Here is an 18,177-nt window from a genome sequence, read left to right as displayed (position 1 = left end):
CTTGATCTGGATCATGTGTAACAAAAGAACAAAAGAAATTTTATTTCACAATCCTTGTTTGATTGATGTTATCGGAATGTGCATCAAAGGGAAAGGTGAGAGACTTGTTAATGCAGAGTGATAAACCACATTTATCAAGTGGTTAATTGCACTCGGCCATAGTATTACAGAGCTATTTTGGCGGTATAGGTTAGCAAATATGAGTGAATTGGTTTCAAAATCACCGACAAACGCACTTTATTCCAGCGTTTGTTGCAAAAATGATTGTTGTTTTAATCCATGACTAATCCGCTTTATTCCCCAAGGAGGCTATTTCTGCCCGCTTTCCCGGTTTTTGCATTGTGGCTCTCTTGCCGAGTCAATGAAGTGATGTCTGGCCTGAAATAGTGGGAAGGCAAAGCCTGGATCCTCTCGAGTCGCTTGGTCATTCGGTCAGTCATCGTCGTACTCTCCGGTTATGATTAAGCAGGTTTGCGCTCACTTTTCTAACGCGTGTCGGGCGGTAGAAAGGGCTTTTGGCATCGGTTTATGCCAGTTAGCGCGGATGCATTAGATGAACTAACTAAAAAACCCTCAAAATGGTGAGATTATTTGATTGGTGCCCGCTCTGGCTATGATGTAAATTTACGCACGAAATTAATGGACTGGCCCGCTGGGCCCGAAACTCTATTGGAAGGCGCCTATGGCAGCAATTGACGTCTCGTTGTATCTGAAGTTTTTTGTCGGTTTGTTCGCAATTATCAACCCGCTTGGTTTGTTGCCGGTGTTTGTCAGCCTGACCAGCCACCATACCCAGGCCGAGCGGATGAAAACCAATACCACCGCCAATATCGCGGTGATGGTGATCCTGCTGGTCTCCATGTATATGGGGCAGCTGATCCTCGATGGGTTTGGCATCTCGCTGGCGTCGTTCCGGATCGCCGGTGGGTCGCTGATTACCCTGATTGCCTGGTCGATGCTGCAGGGCAAGCTGGGCGAGGTGAAGCACAACAAACAAGAAAAGGGCGAACTGGCGGTGCGCGAGTCTATCGCCGTGGTACCGCTGGCGCTGCCGCTGATGGCGGGCCCTGGTGCTATCTCCTCGGTGATTGTCTATGCCAGCCAGAGCCACTGGCAGCAGCTGCTCGGCATGTCAGTGGTTGTCGTTGTCTTCTCCTTCTGCTCCTGGCTCATCTTCCGCGCCGCGCCGCTGCTGTTCAAGATCATGGGCAACACCGGTATCAACGTGGTGACCCGTATCATGGGTCTTATCATGATGTCGCTGGGTATCGAGATCATGGTGGCCGGCATCAAGGGGGTTTTCCCCAGCCTGATGTGAGCCAGCTCCGCTTTATGAAAGCCGGTCCTCGTGACCGGCTTTTTATTGGTTGCTTTTTGCCCGGTCTTTTCTAGAATCGGGCGTTTGTGTGAAAAATGAGCGTTTTGTCGGTGTTTTAATACTGAAAAAGCGCGTGTCAGCTGATTTTTTAACCAGAAAATGACGGTTACCCTGACAATATCTGTTGCATTATCGGAATTGGCAGGGAATTATGCTGGGAGCGGGTTTTAACCCCGTCACTTTAAAAACGCATGGAATGTTCTTGTTGGAGTAGGGAAATGACTCATAAAAAAACAATGATTAACACATTGCTGATGGCTGCACTGTTTGGTGGCGTCAATGTGGCTCAGGCTGCCGATGTCCCGGCGGGAACCAAGCTGGCTGAAGTCCAGCAACTGGTAAAAGGCAACGGTTCCGAGCCTGCGACCTTGGACCCACAGAAAGTTGAAGGAACGCCTGAGTCTGCAATTTTGCGCGACCTCTTTGAAGGTCTCGTGACATCCGGTTCGAAAGGGGAAGTTGTTCCTGGTGTCGCAGAGTCTTGGGAAACCAAGGATAACAAGCACTACGTCTTCCACCTGCGCAAAGATGCCAAGTGGTCCAACGGTGAACCTGTCACCGCACATGATTTTGTATATGCCTTCCAGCGTGCAGTTGACCCCAAGACAGCCTCTCCTTACTCCTGGTATCTGGAGATGCCAACTATTGCCAATGCTACAGAGATCATTGCTGGCAAGAAGCCGGCTGATACGCTGGGCGTGAAGGCGACCGACGACTACACCTTCGAAGTGCAGCTCGAGAAGGCTATCCCTTATTTCGTAACCATGCTCTCTCACACCACCACCTACCCGGTACCGAAGAAGGTCATCGAGAAGTATGGTGAAAAATGGACCCAGCCGGGCAATATGGTAGGTAATGGTGCCTACGTATTGAAGGAGTGGGTTGTTAATGAGCGAATTGGCTTGGAGCGTAATAAAAACTACTGGAATGATGCGAAAACGGTGATCAACAAGGTTACCTATCTTCCGATCCAGTCCACCAACGCGGAGCTAAATCGCTTCTTGGCTGGTGAAATTGATATGACATGGAACGTGCCTATCGAACGTTTCAAGCAACTCAAGAAAGATTACCCGGCTGATTTGAAGGTTGAAGGTCTGGTTTCTACTTATTACTACCAGTTCAACATCAAGAAAAAGCCGTTTGATGACGTGCGAGTGCGAACTGCTCTTTCTTATGCGGTCAATCGTGACGTGATTGCAGATAAAGTCATGGGGCAAGGGCAAAAACCCGCATATGGGTTGACGCCTGACTATGTCGATGGTTTTAAACCGGTTGCCCCAGAGTGGTCAAAAATGACCCAGGCCGAGCGTGATGCCAAGGCCAAGGCGCTGCTTGAAGAGGCAGGTTTCGATGCCAGCAAGCCGTTGAAGTTCGAGCTGCTCTACAACACCGATGACAACCACAAGAAAGTGGCTGTGGCCGTTGCTTCCATGTGGAAAAAACTGGGTGCAGAGGTCAGTTTAGTGAACCAGGAGTGGAAAACTTACCTGGAAACCAAGAAGCAGGGCCAGTTTGACGTGGGTCGTGCCGGCTGGAGCGCCGACTACAACGAAGCCTCATCCATGCTGGATCTGATGCAGACCACTCACGGCAACAACGATGGCAAGTACTCCAATCCAGCGTTTGACAAGTTGATGACCGACTCTCGTGATCAGGTTGATGCGGACGCTCGCAACAAGCTCTATGTCCAGGCGGAAGAGATCCTGGCCAAGGACATGCCGATCATCCCGATATACCAATATGTTCAACCTCGGATGGTCAAAGCTTATGTTGGGGGTTACCCAAGCAACCCGCTGGATAACCTCTACAGCAAAGATATGTACATCATTGCTCACTGATTTAAAGCAACAAGTCGCATAACAAGCAGGGCCCGCCGGACGGCGGGCCTTTATTACAATCGCGACCCTTTGGAAGCAGTACAGGACAGGAAATGTCTATGTTGAAATTCATTTTTAAACGGCTATTGGAAGCGATCCCGACTCTGTTGGTCTTGATCACTGTCTCTTTCTTCATGATGCGTTTCGCCCCGGGTAACCCCTTTACCAGCGAACGTTCACTTCCCCCTGAAGTGATGGCCAATATCGAGGCCAAATATGGGCTCGACAAACCCATTGGCATGCAATATCTCACCTACCTGGGCAACCTGGTGCAGGGTGATTTGGGTCCCTCTTTCAAATACAAGGATTTCACCGTCAATGATCTGGTGAGCCAGGCGTTGCCTGTATCCGCCAAGATCGGGACCACGGCCTTCTTCTTCGCCGTGTTGCTGGGGGTCACCTTCGGCACCATAGCGGCACTGAAACAGAACACCATCATCGATTATCTGCTGATGTCGTCGGCTATGGCCGGGGTGGTGATCCCGGGCTTTGTGCTGGCGCCCTTGCTGGTGCTGTTTTTCAGTATTCATCTGGGCTGGTTCCCTGCCGGTGGCTGGCAGGGCGGTGGCATCCAGTTTATGGTGCTGCCGGTGTTCGGCATGATGATGTACTACATCTCCGCCATCTCGCGGATCATGCGGGGCAGCATGATCGAGACCATGAACTCCAACTTCATCCGTACCGCCCGTGCCAAGGGCTTGCCGCTGCGCCACATCATCCTGAAACACGCGCTGCGTCCGGCCATGCTGCCGGTGGTCTCCTATCTGGGCCCGGCCTTTGTCGGCATCATCACAGGTTCCGTGGTGATCGAGACCATCTTCGGCCTGCCGGGGATCGGTCAGCTGTTCGTCAACGGTGCCCTTAACCGTGATTACTCCATGGTGCTCGGTCTGACCATTCTGGTCGGCGCCCTCACCATCACCTTTAACGCAGTGGTCGATATTCTCTACGCCTTTATCGATCCCAAGATCCGTTACTAATTCGGGAGTTCATCATGGTTGTTTCAACTGAAAAACGCGATGCCGTCGAGGCGTTCGCGCAAAAAGTGGAAGTGGTGGAGGGGCGCTCCCTGTGGAAGGATGCCCGTCGCCGTTTCCTGCGCAACAAGGCGGCCCTGACCAGCCTGATCATTCTGACCATCATCGGTCTGGCGGTCATCTTTGGCCCCCATTTGTCCCAATACACCTTTGACGATCCGGACTGGGGCGCCATGCAGTCGCCGCCGGATATGGAAGCAGGTCACTACTTCGGAACCGACAGTCTGGGGCGCGATCTGTTCGTGCGCACCCTGCTGGGCGGTCGCATCTCCCTGATGGTCGGCATCATGGGCGCCATGGTGGCGGTCATCATCGGCACCCTGTATGGCGCGGCCTCCGGCTTTATCGGCGGGCGGGTCGACAGCCTGATGATGCGGGTACTGGAGATCCTCAACGCCTTCCCCTTCATGTTCTTTGTCATCATGCTGGTCACCTTCTTTGGCCGCAATCTGGCACTCATCTTTATCGCTATCGGGGCGGTGAGCTGGCTCGACATGGCGCGTATCGTGCGCGGCCAGACTCTCAGCCTCAAGAGCAAGGAGTTTATCGAGGCGGCCCACGTCTGTGGCGTCTCCAAGTGGAAGATCATCACCCGTCACATCGTACCGAACGTACTCGGTATCGTGGCCGTTTACGCCACCTTGCTGGTGCCGGGGATGATCATGTTTGAATCCTTCCTGAGTTTCCTGGGCCTTGGGGTTCAGGAACCGATGACCAGCTGGGGTGCCCTGCTGGATGAAGGCTCCAAGTCGATGGAAGTGGCCATCTGGCAACTGCTGTTCCCCGCCGGTTTTATGGTGGTGACCCTGTTTTGCTTCAACTTCCTCGGGGATGGTCTGCGTGACGCCCTCGATCCGAAAGATCGTTAATCGAGCATCGGGTCGACAGGAAAGCATCACGAAAGATCGATAAGGAGTTTTTATATGAAGTTACTGGATGTGAAAGATCTGCGGGTCGAGTTCAAGACCCCGGACGGCAATGTGGTGGCGGTCAACGACCTCAACTTTTCTCTCTCTGCGGGTGAAACCCTGGGGATCGTCGGCGAGTCCGGCTCTGGCAAATCCCAGACGGCCTTTGCCATCATGGGGCTGCTGGCCAAAAACGGCATTATTACGGGCTCCGCCAAGTTTCAGGGGGAGGAGATCCTCAACCTGCCGGAGTCCAAGCTCAACAAGATCCGCTCCGAGAAGATCGCCATGATCTTCCAGGACCCCATGACCTCGCTCAACCCCTACATGAAGGTGCAGGATCAGCTGATGGAAGTGCTGATGTTGCATAAGGGCGTCAGCAAGGCGGAAGCGTTCGAAGAGTCGGTACGGATGCTCGATGCGGTGAAAATTCCCGAAGCACGCAAGCGGATGGGGATGTATCCCCACGAGTTCTCCGGCGGTATGCGTCAGCGGGTGATGATCGCCATGGCGCTGCTCTGCCGGCCGCAACTGCTGATCGCCGACGAACCGACTACCGCACTCGACGTGACCGTACAGGCCCAGATCATGACTCTGATGAACGAGCTCAAGCGCGAGTTCAACACTGCCATCATCATGATCACCCATGACCTTGGCGTGGTCGCCGGTATCTGCAACAAGGTGCTGGTGATGTATGCCGGTCGTACCATGGAGTACGGCAAGGTAGACGATATCTTCTATCGCCCGAGCCACCCCTACACCGAAGGCCTGCTGCGCGCCATTCCTCGTCTCGATACCGAAGGGGAAGTGCTGCCCACCATCCCGGGCAATCCGCCCAACCTGCTGCGTCTGCCGACCGGCTGCCCCTTCCAGGAGCGTTGCCACCGGGTCAGCGAGATTTGCGGCCAGCAGTCACCGATCCTGACCCCGTTCAACGACGGTCGGGAGCGTGCTTGCCACTGGGTTTCGGATGCCATGAACAAGGGGGCCAACTAAATGGGTGCCGACAAAAAATTGCTGTTGGAAGTGTCTGACCTCAAGGTCCACTTCAGTATCAAGAGTGGCAAGGCGTGGCCCTGGGCCAAACCGTCCGACCTCAAGGCGGTCGATGGGGTGACCTTGCGTCTCTATGAGGGTGAAACCCTCGGTGTGGTGGGGGAGTCCGGCTGCGGCAAATCGACCTTTGCCCGCGCCATCATCGGTCTGGTACCGGCCACCGATGGCAAGGTGGTGTGGCTGGGTGACGATCTTACCAAGCTCGATCAGAATGCCCTGCGCGAGAAGCGCAAAGAGATCCAGATGATCTTCCAGGACCCGCTGGCTTCTCTGAACCCGCGCATGACCATCGGCGACATCATTGCCGAGCCGCTCATCACCTTCTATCCCAACCTGCCGCGGGAAGAGGTGAAGGAGAAGGTGCGCGCCATGATGAGCAAGGTGGGGCTCTTGCCCAACCTGGTCAACCGCTACCCGCACGAGTTTTCTGGCGGCCAGTGCCAGCGGATCGGTATCGCCCGGGCGCTGATCCTCGAGCCCAAGATGATCATCTGCGACGAGCCGGTGTCGGCGCTTGACGTATCCATTCAGGCGCAGGTGGTCAACTTACTCAAATCCCTGCAAAAGGAGATGGGGCTGTCGCTTATCTTCATCGCCCACGATCTGTCGGTGGTCAAGCACATCTCCGACCGGGTACTGGTGATGTATCTGGGCAACGCCGTCGAGCTGGGGACTCGCAAGGAGATCTTCGCCAACCCGTTGCACCCCTACACCAAGGCGCTGATGTCAGCGGTGCCGATCCCGGACCCTGAGCTGGAGCGCAACAAGGTGATCCAGATCCTGGAGGGGGACTTGCCCTCACCGATGAACCCGCCGTCCGGTTGCGTGTTCCGCACCCGCTGCCCGGTGGCTGGCCCCGAGTGCGCCAAGACCCGCCCCGTGCTGGAGGGGAACTTCGATCACGCGGTCTCCTGCCTCAAGGTCGACCCGCTCTGATGGGGATGTGTTGAACCTGTTTGCGGGGCTCCTTGATGGGGCCCCGATTTATTTCTGGCGGTAGTGAAGATGCCTCTTGGCGTTATCTTTTACCGCTGCTACTATCCGCGCAACAAGGGGAGTAACTTCTCGCCGGTTTGTCGTCATTACGGTGCACCCATTTCCTGCAGTGCACCCGGCAGCCGGGCAGTCGATGCAAATCAGCTGTAAGTGAGACCTTGCCGAGAGGCAAGGTGTATCTGCTCCAAACGCAAACCCATGCCTCTCGGTCGTGGGTTTTGTCGTTTTTGGGAGAAGTGAACATGGGTGAATGGTGGATGTGGACCGGTTTCTTCAGCATAGTGCTGGTCCTGTTATGGATAGACATACGCTTTGTCGGTGGCGGCAAGTCACACAAGGTGTCCCTCAAAGAGGCGGGCGTCTGGTCCCTCATCTGGGTCAGCGTGGCGCTGCTCTTCAACCTGGCCATCTGGCTCTGGCTGGATCACAGCGCGGGCCGTGAAATCGCCAACCAGAAAGGACTGGAGTTCCTCACCGGCTACCTCATCGAGAAAGCGCTGGCAGTGGACAACGTATTCGTCTGGCTGATGCTGTTCGGCTACTTTGCCATTCCGGCCGAGTTGCAGCGCCGGGTGCTGCTGTACGGGGTGCTGGGTGCCATCGTGATGCGTGCCGGTATGGTGTTCGCGGGCAGCTGGCTCATCGAGCAGTTCCACTGGATCCTCTATCTGTTCGGCGCTTTCCTGCTGCTGACCGGCGCCAAAATGCTGTGGGCGGCCGACAAGGAGCCTGATCTCGCCAACAACCCGCTGCTGGGCTGGATGCGCCGTCGTTTCAAGGTGACCGAGACCCTGGAAGGGGAGAAGTTCTTCGTCTGGCGTGACGGTGTGCGCTATGCCACCCCGCTGCTGTTGATCCTGGTGCTGGTGGAGGTGAGCGACCTCATCTTCGCGGTGGACAGTATCCCGGCCATCTTCGCGGTGACCACGGATCCCTTCATCGTGCTGACCTCCAACATCTTCGCCATCATGGGTCTGCGTGCCATGTACTTCCTGCTGGCCGGTGTGGCTGATCGCTTCGCCCTGCTAAAATACGGTCTGGCGCTGATCCTGATGTTTATCGGGGTCAAGATGCTGCTGCTGGATATCTTCAAAATCCCGACCGGCATTGCGCTTGGTGTAGTTGCGTTGATCCTGCTGGCATCCATGGGGCTGAGTCTGTTTGTGACCCGTAAAAAGGCCGCTTGAGTGCGGCAGACAATGAAGCAATAACAACAAGGGCTCCCGTGGGAGCCCTTTTTCATATCGTGTTATCAGCGTTTGATCTTCTTGGGGTTGGTGTAGCCCCAGATGGTGTACATGTCCGCCAGCAGGGCGCCGTTGTACTCCTCCAGATCCGCCTGTTTCACTTCGGCGTCACCCTGACGGCCAAACAGCACCACCTCGTCGCCGGGTTTCACCCCTTTCAGATCAGTCACATCCACCATGATGGTGTTCATGGAAGTCTTGCCGACCACCGGCACCTTCTGACCCTGGATCAGCACATAGGCCTTGTTGCTGAGGGCGCGGCGATAACCGTCGGAGTAGCCCAGCGGCAGGTTGGCGAGCCAGGAGTCACGCTTGAGGGTAAAGGTGCGGTCATAACCGACGGTGTTACCTGCCGCATAGTGGTTGACAGAGGCTACCTGGGTCTTGAATGCCATCACCCGCTTGTACTCGGTGTGGGAGGGGATGGAGTCACCGTAGAGCAGGCCGCCCGGGCGCACCATGTCGAAGTAGGCGTCCGGCACGGCCAGGGTGGCGAAGGAGTTGGCGGCGTGGATGGTGATCTTGCTGCGATCCAGCTTGCCCGCTTCCAGTAGCCACTGGGAGTCCAGTTTGAACTGGGCCAGCCCCATCTTGACGTCCTCTTTCTCCTCAACCGGGAAGTGGGTCATGATGCCGACCGGGGTGATCCCCTTTAGCTTGAGCATGGCCAGCGCATCCTGCTTGGCATCGGCCAGACGCAGGTCGATGCCGTTGCGGCTCATGCCGGCGGAGTTGAGCGCGATATGCACCGGAATGGTGGTGTGGTGGCGCTGGGCGATATCGGCGATACCCTGGGCACTGACCAGACTGCCGATCAGCTCCTCCATCTTGTAGGGCAGGGCCTGCTCTACTTCATCCGGGGTGGCAGCACGCACCCGCATCAGACGGCCGGTAAAGCCCTTCTCGCGGGCGACGCGCGCCTCTTCGTTGCTGGCGATGCCGATGCAGGGGATATTGGCCTTGACCACGGAGGGGACCAGCAGGTCGATGCCATGACCATAAGCGTCGGCCTTCATGATGGCGCAGATCTGCGGGCCTTTGTCACCGAGACGATCCTTGAGGGTCTGGATATTGTGTTCAAAGGCGCCCAGATCCACTTCCAACCAGGCGTTGCTGGCGGTTTGCTCCTGGCCGTTTCGATGATCCGTCGCAAGGGGCAGATAGGGAGCCGCAACGGCTTGGCCCGCGAGCAGGCCGAAGATCAGGGTAGCCAGCAGAGTTTTCTTGTGCATGGTGATTCCTTTTTGTTGTTCGCGTTGGATAGTTTGGACGGGGTCGGCCACATTGGTGGTGGTTTAACCACAACTTGTTGTTATTATTATGATCTTTGTCACTCTCAACAGGTGCTGACTGGTTGGGAGTCTACCGCAACACGGGTTCGGCCGACACTCGTCAGGGGAAGAAAATGGTCAATCTTGAGTTACGTTTTCCACCACCGCTGATCTTCCTGCTCTGTGCAGGGGCCATGTGGTGGCTAAGAGGGGAGAGCCAGCCCGGTATCTGGGCAATGACGCTGATGGCTGTGCTGGTCGTGGCGGGGGCCATCATGGGCTTTGGGGCCCTGCAACGGTTTCGTCACCACCAGACCACGGTCAGCCCCACCAAACCGCAGCACACCAGCCGTCTGGTGACCTGTGGCGTCTATCGTGTCAGCCGCAATCCCATGTATCTGGGCTTGCTCTGCTGGCTGGCCGCCTGGGGCTGTTATCTCGGCGGGATGTGGGTCTGGGTTGGGCCAATCGTGCTGGTGGCCTGGTTAACTCGCTTTCAGATCATGCCGGAGGAGCGGCTGCTAAGCGCCCGCTTTGGTGACGAGTATGTGGCGTATTGCCAGCGCGTTCGCCGTTGGTGTTAAGTGGTCTGGAAGACACTTTGCGAAAGTGTGAGAGGGAGATAATGCCCCCGTGCCTGTTGAGGCACGGGAGGGAGCGATCAGAAGAGATCGTCCTTTTCATCCTTTGTTGGCTCCAGACTCCAGCCGGTGGCATCACTGCTGATGGCTATCTGTCCCTTCTCCTTCCACAGCTTGATCTTGAGGCGCAGGTTGTTGGCCGAATCGGCGTTCTTCACCGCCTCTTCTTCCTCAATTACCCCTTCCACCACCAGATCAAACAGGGCACTGTCGAAGGTGACCATGCCGAGGGCCTTGGATTTCTCCATCACCTCTTTGAGGCCGCCAAATTCGCCGCGCTTGATCATGTCGCGGATGGTGTGGGTGCCGAGCATGATCTCCACTGCGGCCCGGCGGCCGCCATCGGTGGTTTTCACCAGCCGCTGAGAGACAAAGGCCTTGAGGTTGTTGCCCAGATCGTTGAGCAGCTGTGGGCGGCGCTCTTCCGGGAAGAAGTTGATGATGCGATCCAGCGCCTGGTTGGCATTGTTGGCGTGCAGGGTGGAGATGGCAAGGTGGCCGGTTTCGGAGAAGGCCAGCGCATGCTCCATGGTCTCGCGATCGCGAATTTCGCCGATAAGAATGACGTCCGGCGCCTGACGCAGGGTGTTTTTCAGGGCGGCGTGGAAGCTGCGGGTATCCACGCCAACCTCCCGCTGGTTGATGATGCTCTTGCGGTGGCGATGAACGAACTCCACCGGATCCTCGATGGTAATGATGTGCCCGCCGCTGTTGCGGTTGCGGTGGTCGATAAGCGCCGCCAGCGAGGTAGATTTACCCGAGCCGGTACCGCCGACAAACAGTACCAGACCGCGTTTCTCCATGATGGTGTCGAGCAGCACAGGCGGGAGTTTGAGATCTTCAAAGCGGGGGATGTCGGTCTTGATGTTGCGGGCCACCAAAGAGACTTCGTTGCGCTGCTTGAAGATGTTGACCCGAAAGCGGCCGATCTGGGGCAGGGAGATGGCGAGGTTCATCTCCAGATCCTTCTCGAACTGCTGCTTCTGCTCGCCATCCATGATCTCGGCGGCGATCCGCGCCACTTCCCCCGGCTCCAGCGGCGTTTCGTTGAGGGGGCGCAGGCCGCCGTTAAATTTGGCGCAGGGGGGCGCGCCGGTCGACAGATAGAGGTCTGAGCCATCCTGCTTGGCCAGGATCTGTAACATGTCTCGCAATTCCATTTTTTTGCCTCGTCGATCAATGAGATGCCATGAGCGGGATGATATTGAGTGTACAGCCTCAGGCGCCGGTCAGTTTCTCGCGAAAGACAAAAAAGACCGCACCGAGAATGCAGAGCCCTGCCCAGAGATAGTCCCATTTCAGATCTTCTTTGAGATAGAAGATAGAGAAGGGGACGAATACGGTGAGTGTGATCACTTCTTGCAGGATTTTCAGTTGGCCCACGCTCATCACCGTATGGCCGATGCGGTTGGCGGGCACTTGTAGCAGGTATTCGAACAGAGCGATACCCCAGCTCACCAGGGCGGCAATGATCCAGGGTTTATGGTTCATGCTCTTGAGGTGAGCGTACCAGGCGAAGGTCATAAAGACGTTGCTGCAGAGCAGCAGACCGATACTGGTGAAAATCGGGTTCATAGGGTTCTCCTTGAAAATCCGGCGCATTTTATCCCTGAACCACGGGTTTTCATACGTGGTGCGGGAGGGTATTTTTAACCAACAGGATAAGCCGTGCGAGGTATGCGACGGGATGGGCAAGTTATGCGGGATTGTGTTGTTACTGTTATTTGCCATGCCGGTGTGTGCGACCCCGACGCTGACGGTGGCCACCGATCTGTGGCCGCCATTTCGCATCCTGCAAGCGGATGGCCGGTTGCAGGGGCTCGACATGGACATCCTGCGCCGGTTGCAACAGGCGAGCGGCATTGAGTTGCAGGTACGGCGGATGCCGTGGGGCAGGGCGCTCAAGCAGATGCAGACCGGTCAGGTCGATCTGATGATTGGCCTCGCCTATACCGCCGAGCGGGCGCAGTTTATCGACTATCTGCAGCCTGCCTACTACCAGTGCTGGCCCGCGTTTTATGGTCAGCCGGTCAATGTGGCCCGGATCCACCAATACCGCGATCTGCAGGGGGTGAAGGTGGGCTATGTGCTCAACTCCGCCTACTTTGAGCCCTTCAACTCTGGCAGTCGCCTCGACAAGCACGGAGTAGCCACCGAAGATCAGCTGCTGCGCATGGTGCAGCGCGGTCACCTGCCGCTGATGATTGGCACCGACTGTCAGGTGGACTATGCCCTGAGTCAGGGAAATGCCAGCCGGATAGGCAAGGCGGACTACCGCCCTGCCACGCCGGTGACCCTCTATCTGGGGATGAGCAAGCACTCACCTCACCAGTCGCTGCGCCAGCCCTTATTGGTGGCGCTGCAAAATCTGGTGGCCAGCGGCGAGATAAGCGTGATGGCAAAGCGTTACCAGCCTTGACCTTGGGTGGCAAGCCACTGTTATCATGCCCTTTTCCTGCTTCTCCCCGGCGCTGCGACAGGGCCGGGGGGCTGCCTTGTTATTCGGGGATCATCCTTGTACCTCTCCCTTATCGCCCGCCAGCAGCGCTGGCAGCGGCGCTGGCTCGGTGGCCTGACCCTGCTGACCCTGCTGCTGTTTCTCTTATCCCTCGTCTGGGGCGAGTTTGTGCTGCTGCCCTGGCAGCCCCTTGGCGATCTCGAACAGCGCATCCTGCTGGAGCTGCGTCTGCCGCGCGCCTTGCTGGCCCTCTTGGCTGGTGCAGCGCTTGCCTGTGGCGGTGCCGTGCTACAGGTGATGCTGCACAACCCGGTGGCGGAGCCCGGGCTGCTTGGTGTCTCAAGCGGGGCAGGACTGGCTGCCATGGTAGCGATGGCGGTAGCCAAATCCCTCGGTGTCTATCTGCCAGGCTGGGTGCTGTCACTGGCGGCCTTCGGTGGCGCCCTGCTGGTGACCATGCTGCTCATTCGGCTGGCTCGCCGGGCGCGTCTCGGCCATGCCCGCTTGCTACTGTTTGGGGTGGCTATCGGTATTCTCACCAATGCCGCCATGACCTGGCTGATGTACTTTGCCGACGACGGCTCCTTGCGTGAATTCATGTTCTGGATGATGGGCAGCCTCTCTTACGGCAGCCAGCAGTTTGCCTGGTGGTGGCTGGTGCTGCCGCTCACCCTGGGCTGGCTCTGCTGGCAGGGCAAGGCGCTGCAACAGTTGCTGCTGGGGGAGACCCAGGCCCGCCTGATGGGGATGGATGTCGACAGGATGCGAGTACGGCTGGTGCTGGCGGTCTGTCTGCTGACCGGGGTGGCGGTATCCCTGTGCGGGGTGATCGGTTTTGTCGGGCTGGTGGTGCCCCATCTGCTGCGGCTCTGTGGCGGTAGCGATCAGCGTTTCCTGCTGCCTGCGTCGGCGCTCGGTGGCGGGGCCCTGCTGATGGCAGCCGATCTGGTTGCTCGATCCACCCTGAGCGCGGGGGAGTTGCCTATAGGGGTCATCACCGCCTCGGTGGGGGCGCCGCTCTTTATCTATCTGCTATTGAGGCAAACTGCTGATGGTTCTGCATGATTTGGTCGGGGCGCGCAGTCACCTTATTTACCCGTTGTTGAGGCAAGATGCCGATGTCGCCCGCTGATCACATGCCGGTTTCTTCTGGTGCTACTGCGCCGCTGCTGGAGGCGCGCGAGCTCGCCATTGCCGGACGGCTCTCTCCCCTCAATATCCGTTGGCATGGCGGCCAGTTGGTGGCGCTGCTTGGCCCCAATGGCAGTGGCAAGTCGACCCTGCTCGGGGCGCTGGCGGGGATTTTACCCGCCGATGGCACAGTGCTGCTGGGGGGGGAAGTGCTTACTGACCTGAGTTGGCCCGAGCTTGCCAAGCAGCGTGCCATGCTACCCCAGCGTCAGCCCCAGCTGTTTCATATTCCGGTGTTTCAGGTGTTGAGCCTGGGGTTCGATGAGGCGGTTGCGCCCGCCAGACAGAATGAGGCGATAAACGCACTGTGCGAGGCATTGGAGCTGGAAGCCTTGCTGGCTCGTGACTTCAGCCGGTTGTCGGGGGGCGAGCAGCAGCGAGTGCTGATTGCCCGCACCTTGCTGCAGGTGTGGCCGAGCCTCAATCCGACCGGCAAGGTGCTGCTGCTGGACGAGCCGCTGGCGGGGCTCGACCTGCATCACCAGCTGGCGCTATTGCGGTTGCTGAAAACCCTGGCCGGGCAGGGCTTGCTGGTGGTGCTCGCCATCCACGATATCAATCTGGCCATCGACTGGGCCGACCGCATTCTCTGCCTGCAAGGGGGCGCGGTGGTGCGCGAAGGGGGTGTAGAGCTGGTGGATGAGGCGCTGCTGGCGCAGGTATTCCAGATCCGCACCGACCGCATCGAAGCGGCGGGTCGGGTCTGGTTTATGCCCAGTTTGTGAGAAACAAGAAAGGCCCTTGGCGTCAGCCGAGGGCCTTTTTGAAGAATACGACTCGCTCCGTTTCGGCAAAGCCGAGTCGCTGGTGCATCTGCTGCGAGGCAAGATTGTCGATGGCGGCATCGGAGGCCAGTTCCCGGCAACCCAGCTCGCGGCCCCACTGCCCCACCTGAGCGATCAAGGCTTGGGCCACCCCACGCTGGCGCGAGGCCGGTTGCACATAGACCCCTTCCAGATACATCACAGGGCTGCTGTTGCAGCCATTCACGTAATCGTGGCGCAGGGCTGCATCGGCAAAGCCTACCGCCTGACTCTGCTCATCCAGCGCCAGAAAGGCGTTGAGATGTGCATTGGCCAACATCTCAACCCCTTCCTGCAGGTGGGCCGAAAGTGCGTGATGCGGCCACAGCTGCTGGCGCAGGGTTGCCCACTGCGCCAGCAGCGTCTCATCGAGGGGGACTATCTGCCAGCCGATATTTGTCATCGGGGCTCAGGCTTGCCGCTTGGCAAGGCGCACCTGCGCAGCCTCTGCCAGCATCGCCAGCAGGGTTTCGGTGTCGCTCCATGACAGGCAGGCATCGGTGATGCTCTGGCCAAAGGTGGCGGCGCAGCCGTTCTCCACATCCTGACGCCCTTCCACCAGGAAGCTCTCGGCCATGATACCGGCGATGCCGGTGCGGCCGCGGCGCAGCTGATCGCAGATATCTTGCGCGACCAGCAGCTGGCGACGGTGATCCTTCATGCTGTTGCCGTGGCTGAAATCGACCACCAGCCGCTCCGGCAGGCCCACATCGGCCAGCGCCTCGCACGCTTCATCGACACTGGCGGTGTCGTAGTTGGGTCGGTGGCCGCCACGCAGGATCACATGACCAAAGGGGTTACCGGCGGTGCGGTAGATGGTCATCTTGCCGTCCTTGTCCGGCGAATAGAAGATGTGGCTGTGACGGGCGGCGCGCACCGCATCGATGGCGATGCGGGTATTGCCGTCGGTGCCGTTCTTGAAGCCAACCGGGCAGGAGAGGGCCGAAGCCATCTCGCGGTGTACCTGGGATTCGGTGGTGCGTGCGCCGATGGCGCCCCAGGTGATGAGGTCGGCAATATACTGGCCGGTCACCATATCGAGGAATTCGGTGGCGGTGGGCATGCCGATCTCGTTGATGTCGACCAGCAGTTTGCGCGCCAGTTTCAGCCCTTCGTTGACATCGAAGCTGCCATCGAGGCGCGGATCGTTGATCAGTCCCTTCCAGCCGACGATGGTGCGTGGTTTCTCGAAATAGGTGCGCATCACGATGCAGAGGCTCTCTTTATACTGCTCGCGCAGGGCGTTGAGGCGCTGGGCATACTCGCGAGCAGCAGCGGGATCATGGATAGAGCAGGGGCCGACAATGACCAGCAGGCGCTGATCGTCTCCGGCCAGAATGGCTTCCACTTCGCGACGGGCATCCAGCAGATTCTGGGCAATGGTATCGGTGATCGGAAACGCGTGTGCAAGCTCGCTCGGAGTGATCAGTGACTCCAGGCGACGGGTGCGCAATTCATCTGTGTGAATGGACATACAACTCAAGTCTCGAGTGGGTGGTGTCAGCCGCAAGGGGCGAAAAAGCAAAGAGATAAAATAAAGCAAAAGTCCCCTGATTGAAACCTTGGGGGGCTCTGATAGGATGTGAGGCCAAAATCGATTCCAAATGAGGTAGTTAGCGTGGCAAAGCCAGGGGCAACCGGGGTCACCCGCATCATCAACGCAACCGGTTACAGCATGAAGGGGCTCAAGTCAGCCTGGATTAACGAGGCGGCTTTTCGGCAGGAGCTGATGCTGATCCTGTTGCTGATGCCACTTGCCTTCTGGCTGGGGGATTCTCTCAACCAGATCCTGCTGCTTATCGTCATCAGCTGGCTGGTGGTGATCGTCGAGATCCTCAACTCCGCCATTGAAGCTGTGGTAGACAGGGTTGGCTCCGAGCATCATGAGCTCTCTGGTCGCGCCAAGGATTTGGGCTCCGCCGCCGTCTTTATCGCGTTGGCCCTCAATGCCCTGGTGTGGGGCGCGCTGGTGGGCCGCAACCTGTTGGGGTGGTGGTAAGCCATCACGCTGCTTTGAGGTTCTGCTTTATACAAAAGCCCGTCATCACGACGGGCTTTTTGCTGCGCAGATAAGGGTCTATCAGTGGAGGATGCGGGCACGGATGGTGCCGTTGATCTCCTTGAGCTTGGCGAGCGCCTTCTCGCTGTGCTCGGTCTCCACGTCGATCACCACGTAACCGATATGGCTGCTGGTCTGCAGGTATTGACCGGCGATGTTGATCCCCTCTTCGGCGAAGATCTGGTTGATCTGGTTCATCACGCCCGGCTGGTTGCGGTGAATGTGCAGCAGGCGGCTGGAGCCCTTGTGGCCCGGCAGCGACACTTCCGGGAAGTTGACGGCGGAGAGGGTGGAGCCGTTGTCGGAGTATTTGACCAGCTTGTTGGCCACTTCCAGCCCGATGTTCTCCTGCGCTTCATGGGTGGTGCCACCGATGTGCGGGGTCAGGATCACGTTCTCCAGCCCACGCAGCGGGCTTTGGAACTCTTCGTCATTGGACTTGGGCTCGACCGGGAAGACGTCGATGGCGGCGCCGGCGATATGGCCGCTCTTGATGACGTCAGCCAGCGCATCGATATCCACCACGGTACCGCGGGCGGCGTTGATGAAGATGGCGCCCGGTTTCATCATCCGCAGCTGCTCGGCACCGATCATGTTTTTGGTGGAGGCGGTCTCCGGTACGTGCAGGCTGATGACGTCAGACATATTCAGCAGCTCGACCATGCTTGGTACCTGGATGGCGTTGCCCAGCGAGAGCTTGTTCTCGATATCGTAGTAATAAACCTTCATGCCGATGCTCTCGGCGATGATGCCAAGCTGGGTACCGATGTGGCCGTAGCCGATGATGCCGAGCTTCTTGCCGCGCGCTTCCACCGAGCGGTTGGCCAGTTTTTCCCACACGCCGCGATGGCACTTGGCGTTCTTCTCGGGGATGCCGCGCAGTAGCAGCAGGATCTCGCCCAGTACCAGCTCGGCGACCGAACGGGTGTTGGAGAAGGGGGCGTTGAAGACCGGAATACCGCGGATCTGGGCCGCTTCCAGCTCGACCTGGTTGGTACCGATGCAGAAGCAGCCGATGGCGACCAGTTTGTTGGCGGCGTCGAGCACTTTCTCGGTGATCTGGGTGCGGGAGCGCAGCCCGATGAAATGGACGTCGCGGATCTGCTCGATCAGCTCCTCTTCGGAGAGCGAGGTCTTGAGATACTCTACACTGGTGTAACCTGCGGCACGAAAGGTCTCTACGGTGTTGGGGTGAACCCCCTCCAGCAGCAGAACCTTGATTTTATCCTTGTCCAACGAAAACTTGGCAGTCATG

At 57.9% G+C, this 18,177-nt stretch carries 18 protein-coding genes; 12 read left to right on the top strand and 6 right to left on the bottom strand.

Translation table 11 applies throughout. The annotated features are described in order from the left end of the window. Window positions 1-682 precede the first annotated feature (682 nt). The 7 genes from G5179_RS16935 (at window position 683) to G5179_RS16905 (ending at window position 8,439) form a co-directional block, all read left to right on the top strand. Complete coding sequence (locus G5179_RS16935) at window positions 683-1,318, top strand: YchE family NAAT transporter (RefSeq protein WP_005337678.1); 636 nt, start codon at window positions 683-685, stop codon at window positions 1,316-1,318. A gap of 278 nt (window positions 1,319-1,596) precedes the next feature. Then, complete coding sequence (locus tag G5179_RS16930; RefSeq protein ID WP_266135098.1) at window positions 1,597-3,216, top strand: ABC transporter substrate-binding protein; 1,620 nt, start codon at window positions 1,597-1,599, stop codon at window positions 3,214-3,216. A 98-nt stretch (window positions 3,217-3,314) separates the two neighbouring features. Further along, the gene (oppB, locus tag G5179_RS16925) at window positions 3,315-4,235 is read left to right on the top strand and encodes an oligopeptide ABC transporter permease OppB (RefSeq protein WP_069555437.1); all 921 of its coding nucleotides are present in this window, start codon (window positions 3,315-3,317) and stop codon (window positions 4,233-4,235) included. A 14-nt stretch (window positions 4,236-4,249) separates the two neighbouring features. Then, window positions 4,250-5,161: an oligopeptide ABC transporter permease OppC gene (gene oppC, locus G5179_RS16920; RefSeq protein WP_139407229.1), complete on the top strand. Its 912-nt coding sequence runs from the start codon at window positions 4,250-4,252 to the stop codon at window positions 5,159-5,161. 54 nt (window positions 5,162-5,215) lie between these two features. After that, window positions 5,216-6,196 (top strand): ABC transporter ATP-binding protein, encoded by a 981-nt coding sequence (locus G5179_RS16915; protein WP_005337668.1) that lies wholly within the window; start codon window positions 5,216-5,218, stop codon window positions 6,194-6,196. Then, entirely contained in the window at window positions 6,197-7,192 is a 996-nt protein-coding gene (gene oppF, locus G5179_RS16910; RefSeq protein WP_005337666.1) for a murein tripeptide/oligopeptide ABC transporter ATP binding protein OppF, read from the top strand. A 302-nt stretch (window positions 7,193-7,494) separates the two neighbouring features. Continuing rightward, window positions 7,495-8,439 carry a TerC family protein gene (locus tag G5179_RS16905; protein WP_005337664.1) on the top strand — a complete coding sequence of 315 codons (945 nt, stop codon included), beginning with the start codon at window positions 7,495-7,497 and terminating at the stop codon, window positions 8,437-8,439. A 65-nt stretch (window positions 8,440-8,504) separates the two neighbouring features. Here G5179_RS16905 and alr read toward each other — a convergent pair whose 3' ends face one another. Next, window positions 8,505-9,731, bottom strand: coding sequence for an alanine racemase (gene alr / locus G5179_RS16900; protein WP_103422279.1), 1,227 nt, complete (start codon window positions 9,729-9,731; stop codon window positions 8,505-8,507). Window positions 9,732-9,904: 173 nt separating this feature from the next. On the opposite strand from alr, the gene G5179_RS16895 reads away from it, so the two are divergent. Then, window positions 9,905-10,354, top strand: coding sequence for a methyltransferase family protein (locus G5179_RS16895; protein ID WP_421231252.1), 450 nt, complete (start codon window positions 9,905-9,907; stop codon window positions 10,352-10,354). A 77-nt stretch (window positions 10,355-10,431) separates the two neighbouring features. Here G5179_RS16895 and tapW read toward each other — a convergent pair whose 3' ends face one another. Both tapW and G5179_RS16885 read right to left on the bottom strand, forming a co-directional pair. After that, window positions 10,432-11,571: a type IVa pilus ATPase TapW gene (gene tapW / locus G5179_RS16890; protein WP_421258768.1), complete on the bottom strand. Its 1,140-nt coding sequence runs from the start codon at window positions 11,569-11,571 to the stop codon at window positions 10,432-10,434. Between the two features lie 58 nt (window positions 11,572-11,629). Continuing rightward, on the bottom strand, window positions 11,630-11,986 hold the full coding sequence (locus tag G5179_RS16885) for a DMT family protein (RefSeq protein ID WP_005337656.1): 357 nt from the start codon (window positions 11,984-11,986) through the stop codon (window positions 11,630-11,632). Window positions 11,987-12,098: 112 nt separating this feature from the next. Between G5179_RS16885 and G5179_RS16880 the strand changes: the two genes are divergently transcribed. The 3 genes from G5179_RS16880 (at window position 12,099) to G5179_RS16870 (ending at window position 14,785) form a co-directional block, all read left to right on the top strand. After that, a complete protein-coding gene (locus tag G5179_RS16880) occupies window positions 12,099-12,830 on the top strand; it encodes a substrate-binding periplasmic protein (protein ID WP_421258767.1) in 732 nt (243 codons plus the stop codon). A gap of 96 nt (window positions 12,831-12,926) precedes the next feature. Then, a complete protein-coding gene (btuC, locus tag G5179_RS16875; RefSeq protein ID WP_421258766.1) occupies window positions 12,927-13,934 on the top strand; it encodes a vitamin B12 ABC transporter permease BtuC in 1,008 nt (335 codons plus the stop codon). A gap of 53 nt (window positions 13,935-13,987) precedes the next feature. Beyond that, window positions 13,988-14,785 (top strand): ATP-binding cassette domain-containing protein, encoded by a 798-nt coding sequence (locus G5179_RS16870; protein WP_421258781.1) that lies wholly within the window; start codon window positions 13,988-13,990, stop codon window positions 14,783-14,785. A 22-nt stretch (window positions 14,786-14,807) separates the two neighbouring features. On the opposite strand, the gene aac(6') is transcribed toward G5179_RS16870, so the two are convergent. Continuing rightward, entirely contained in the window at window positions 14,808-15,266 is a 459-nt protein-coding gene (gene aac(6'), locus G5179_RS16865; RefSeq protein WP_421258765.1) for an aminoglycoside 6'-N-acetyltransferase, read from the bottom strand. Window positions 15,267-15,272: 6 nt separating this feature from the next. Next, entirely contained in the window at window positions 15,273-16,337 is a 1,065-nt protein-coding gene (locus tag G5179_RS16860; RefSeq protein ID WP_216953269.1) for a 3-deoxy-7-phosphoheptulonate synthase, read from the bottom strand. A 144-nt stretch (window positions 16,338-16,481) separates the two neighbouring features. On the opposite strand from G5179_RS16860, the gene G5179_RS16855 reads away from it, so the two are divergent. Beyond that, window positions 16,482-16,862, top strand: coding sequence for a diacylglycerol kinase (locus tag G5179_RS16855; protein WP_005337641.1), 381 nt, complete (start codon window positions 16,482-16,484; stop codon window positions 16,860-16,862). Window positions 16,863-16,943: 81 nt separating this feature from the next. On the opposite strand, the gene serA is transcribed toward G5179_RS16855, so the two are convergent. After that, window positions 16,944-18,176 (bottom strand): phosphoglycerate dehydrogenase, encoded by a 1,233-nt coding sequence (gene serA / locus G5179_RS16850; RefSeq protein WP_005337639.1) that lies wholly within the window; start codon window positions 18,174-18,176, stop codon window positions 16,944-16,946. Window position 18,177: the final 1 nt, after the last annotated feature.

It is taken from the genome of Aeromonas sp. 600886, from assembly GCF_049174935.1.
GTDB classification, from domain to species: Bacteria; Pseudomonadota; Gammaproteobacteria; order Enterobacterales; family Aeromonadaceae; genus Aeromonas; species Aeromonas veronii_A.
The sequence above is the reverse complement of the archived record's forward strand: the minus strand, read 5'-3'. Positions and strand labels throughout refer to the sequence as shown.

Excerpts from the sequence above, each read along its gene's own strand:
- G5179_RS16935 (WP_005337678.1), top strand. The coding sequence starts at position 683 with ATGGCAGCAATTGACGTCTCGTTGTATCTGAAGTTTTTTGTCGGTTTG.
- G5179_RS16930 (WP_266135098.1), top strand. The coding sequence starts at position 1,597 with ATGACTCATAAAAAAACAATGATTAACACATTGCTGATGGCTGCACTG.
- oppB (WP_069555437.1), top strand. The coding sequence starts at position 3,315 with ATGTTGAAATTCATTTTTAAACGGCTATTGGAAGCGATCCCGACTCTG.
- oppC (WP_139407229.1), top strand. The coding sequence starts at position 4,250 with ATGGTTGTTTCAACTGAAAAACGCGATGCCGTCGAGGCGTTCGCGCAA.
- G5179_RS16915 (WP_005337668.1), top strand. The coding sequence starts at position 5,216 with ATGAAGTTACTGGATGTGAAAGATCTGCGGGTCGAGTTCAAGACCCCG.
- oppF (WP_005337666.1), top strand. The coding sequence starts at position 6,197 with ATGGGTGCCGACAAAAAATTGCTGTTGGAAGTGTCTGACCTCAAGGTC.
- G5179_RS16905 (WP_005337664.1), top strand. The coding sequence starts at position 7,495 with ATGGGTGAATGGTGGATGTGGACCGGTTTCTTCAGCATAGTGCTGGTC.
- alr (WP_103422279.1), bottom strand. The coding sequence starts at position 9,731 with ATGCACAAGAAAACTCTGCTGGCTACCCTGATCTTCGGCCTGCTCGCG.
- G5179_RS16895 (WP_421231252.1), top strand. The coding sequence starts at position 9,905 with ATGGTCAATCTTGAGTTACGTTTTCCACCACCGCTGATCTTCCTGCTC.
- tapW (WP_421258768.1), bottom strand. The coding sequence starts at position 11,571 with ATGGAATTGCGAGACATGTTACAGATCCTGGCCAAGCAGGATGGCTCA.
- G5179_RS16885 (WP_005337656.1), bottom strand. The coding sequence starts at position 11,986 with ATGAACCCGATTTTCACCAGTATCGGTCTGCTGCTCTGCAGCAACGTC.
- G5179_RS16880 (WP_421258767.1), top strand. The coding sequence starts at position 12,099 with ATGGGCAAGTTATGCGGGATTGTGTTGTTACTGTTATTTGCCATGCCG.
- G5179_RS16870 (WP_421258781.1), top strand. The coding sequence starts at position 13,988 with ATGTCGCCCGCTGATCACATGCCGGTTTCTTCTGGTGCTACTGCGCCG.
- G5179_RS16860 (WP_216953269.1), bottom strand. The coding sequence starts at position 16,337 with ATGTCCATTCACACAGATGAATTGCGCACCCGTCGCCTGGAGTCACTG.
- serA (WP_005337639.1), bottom strand. The coding sequence starts at position 18,176 with ATGACTGCCAAGTTTTCGTTGGACAAGGATAAAATCAAGGTTCTGCTG.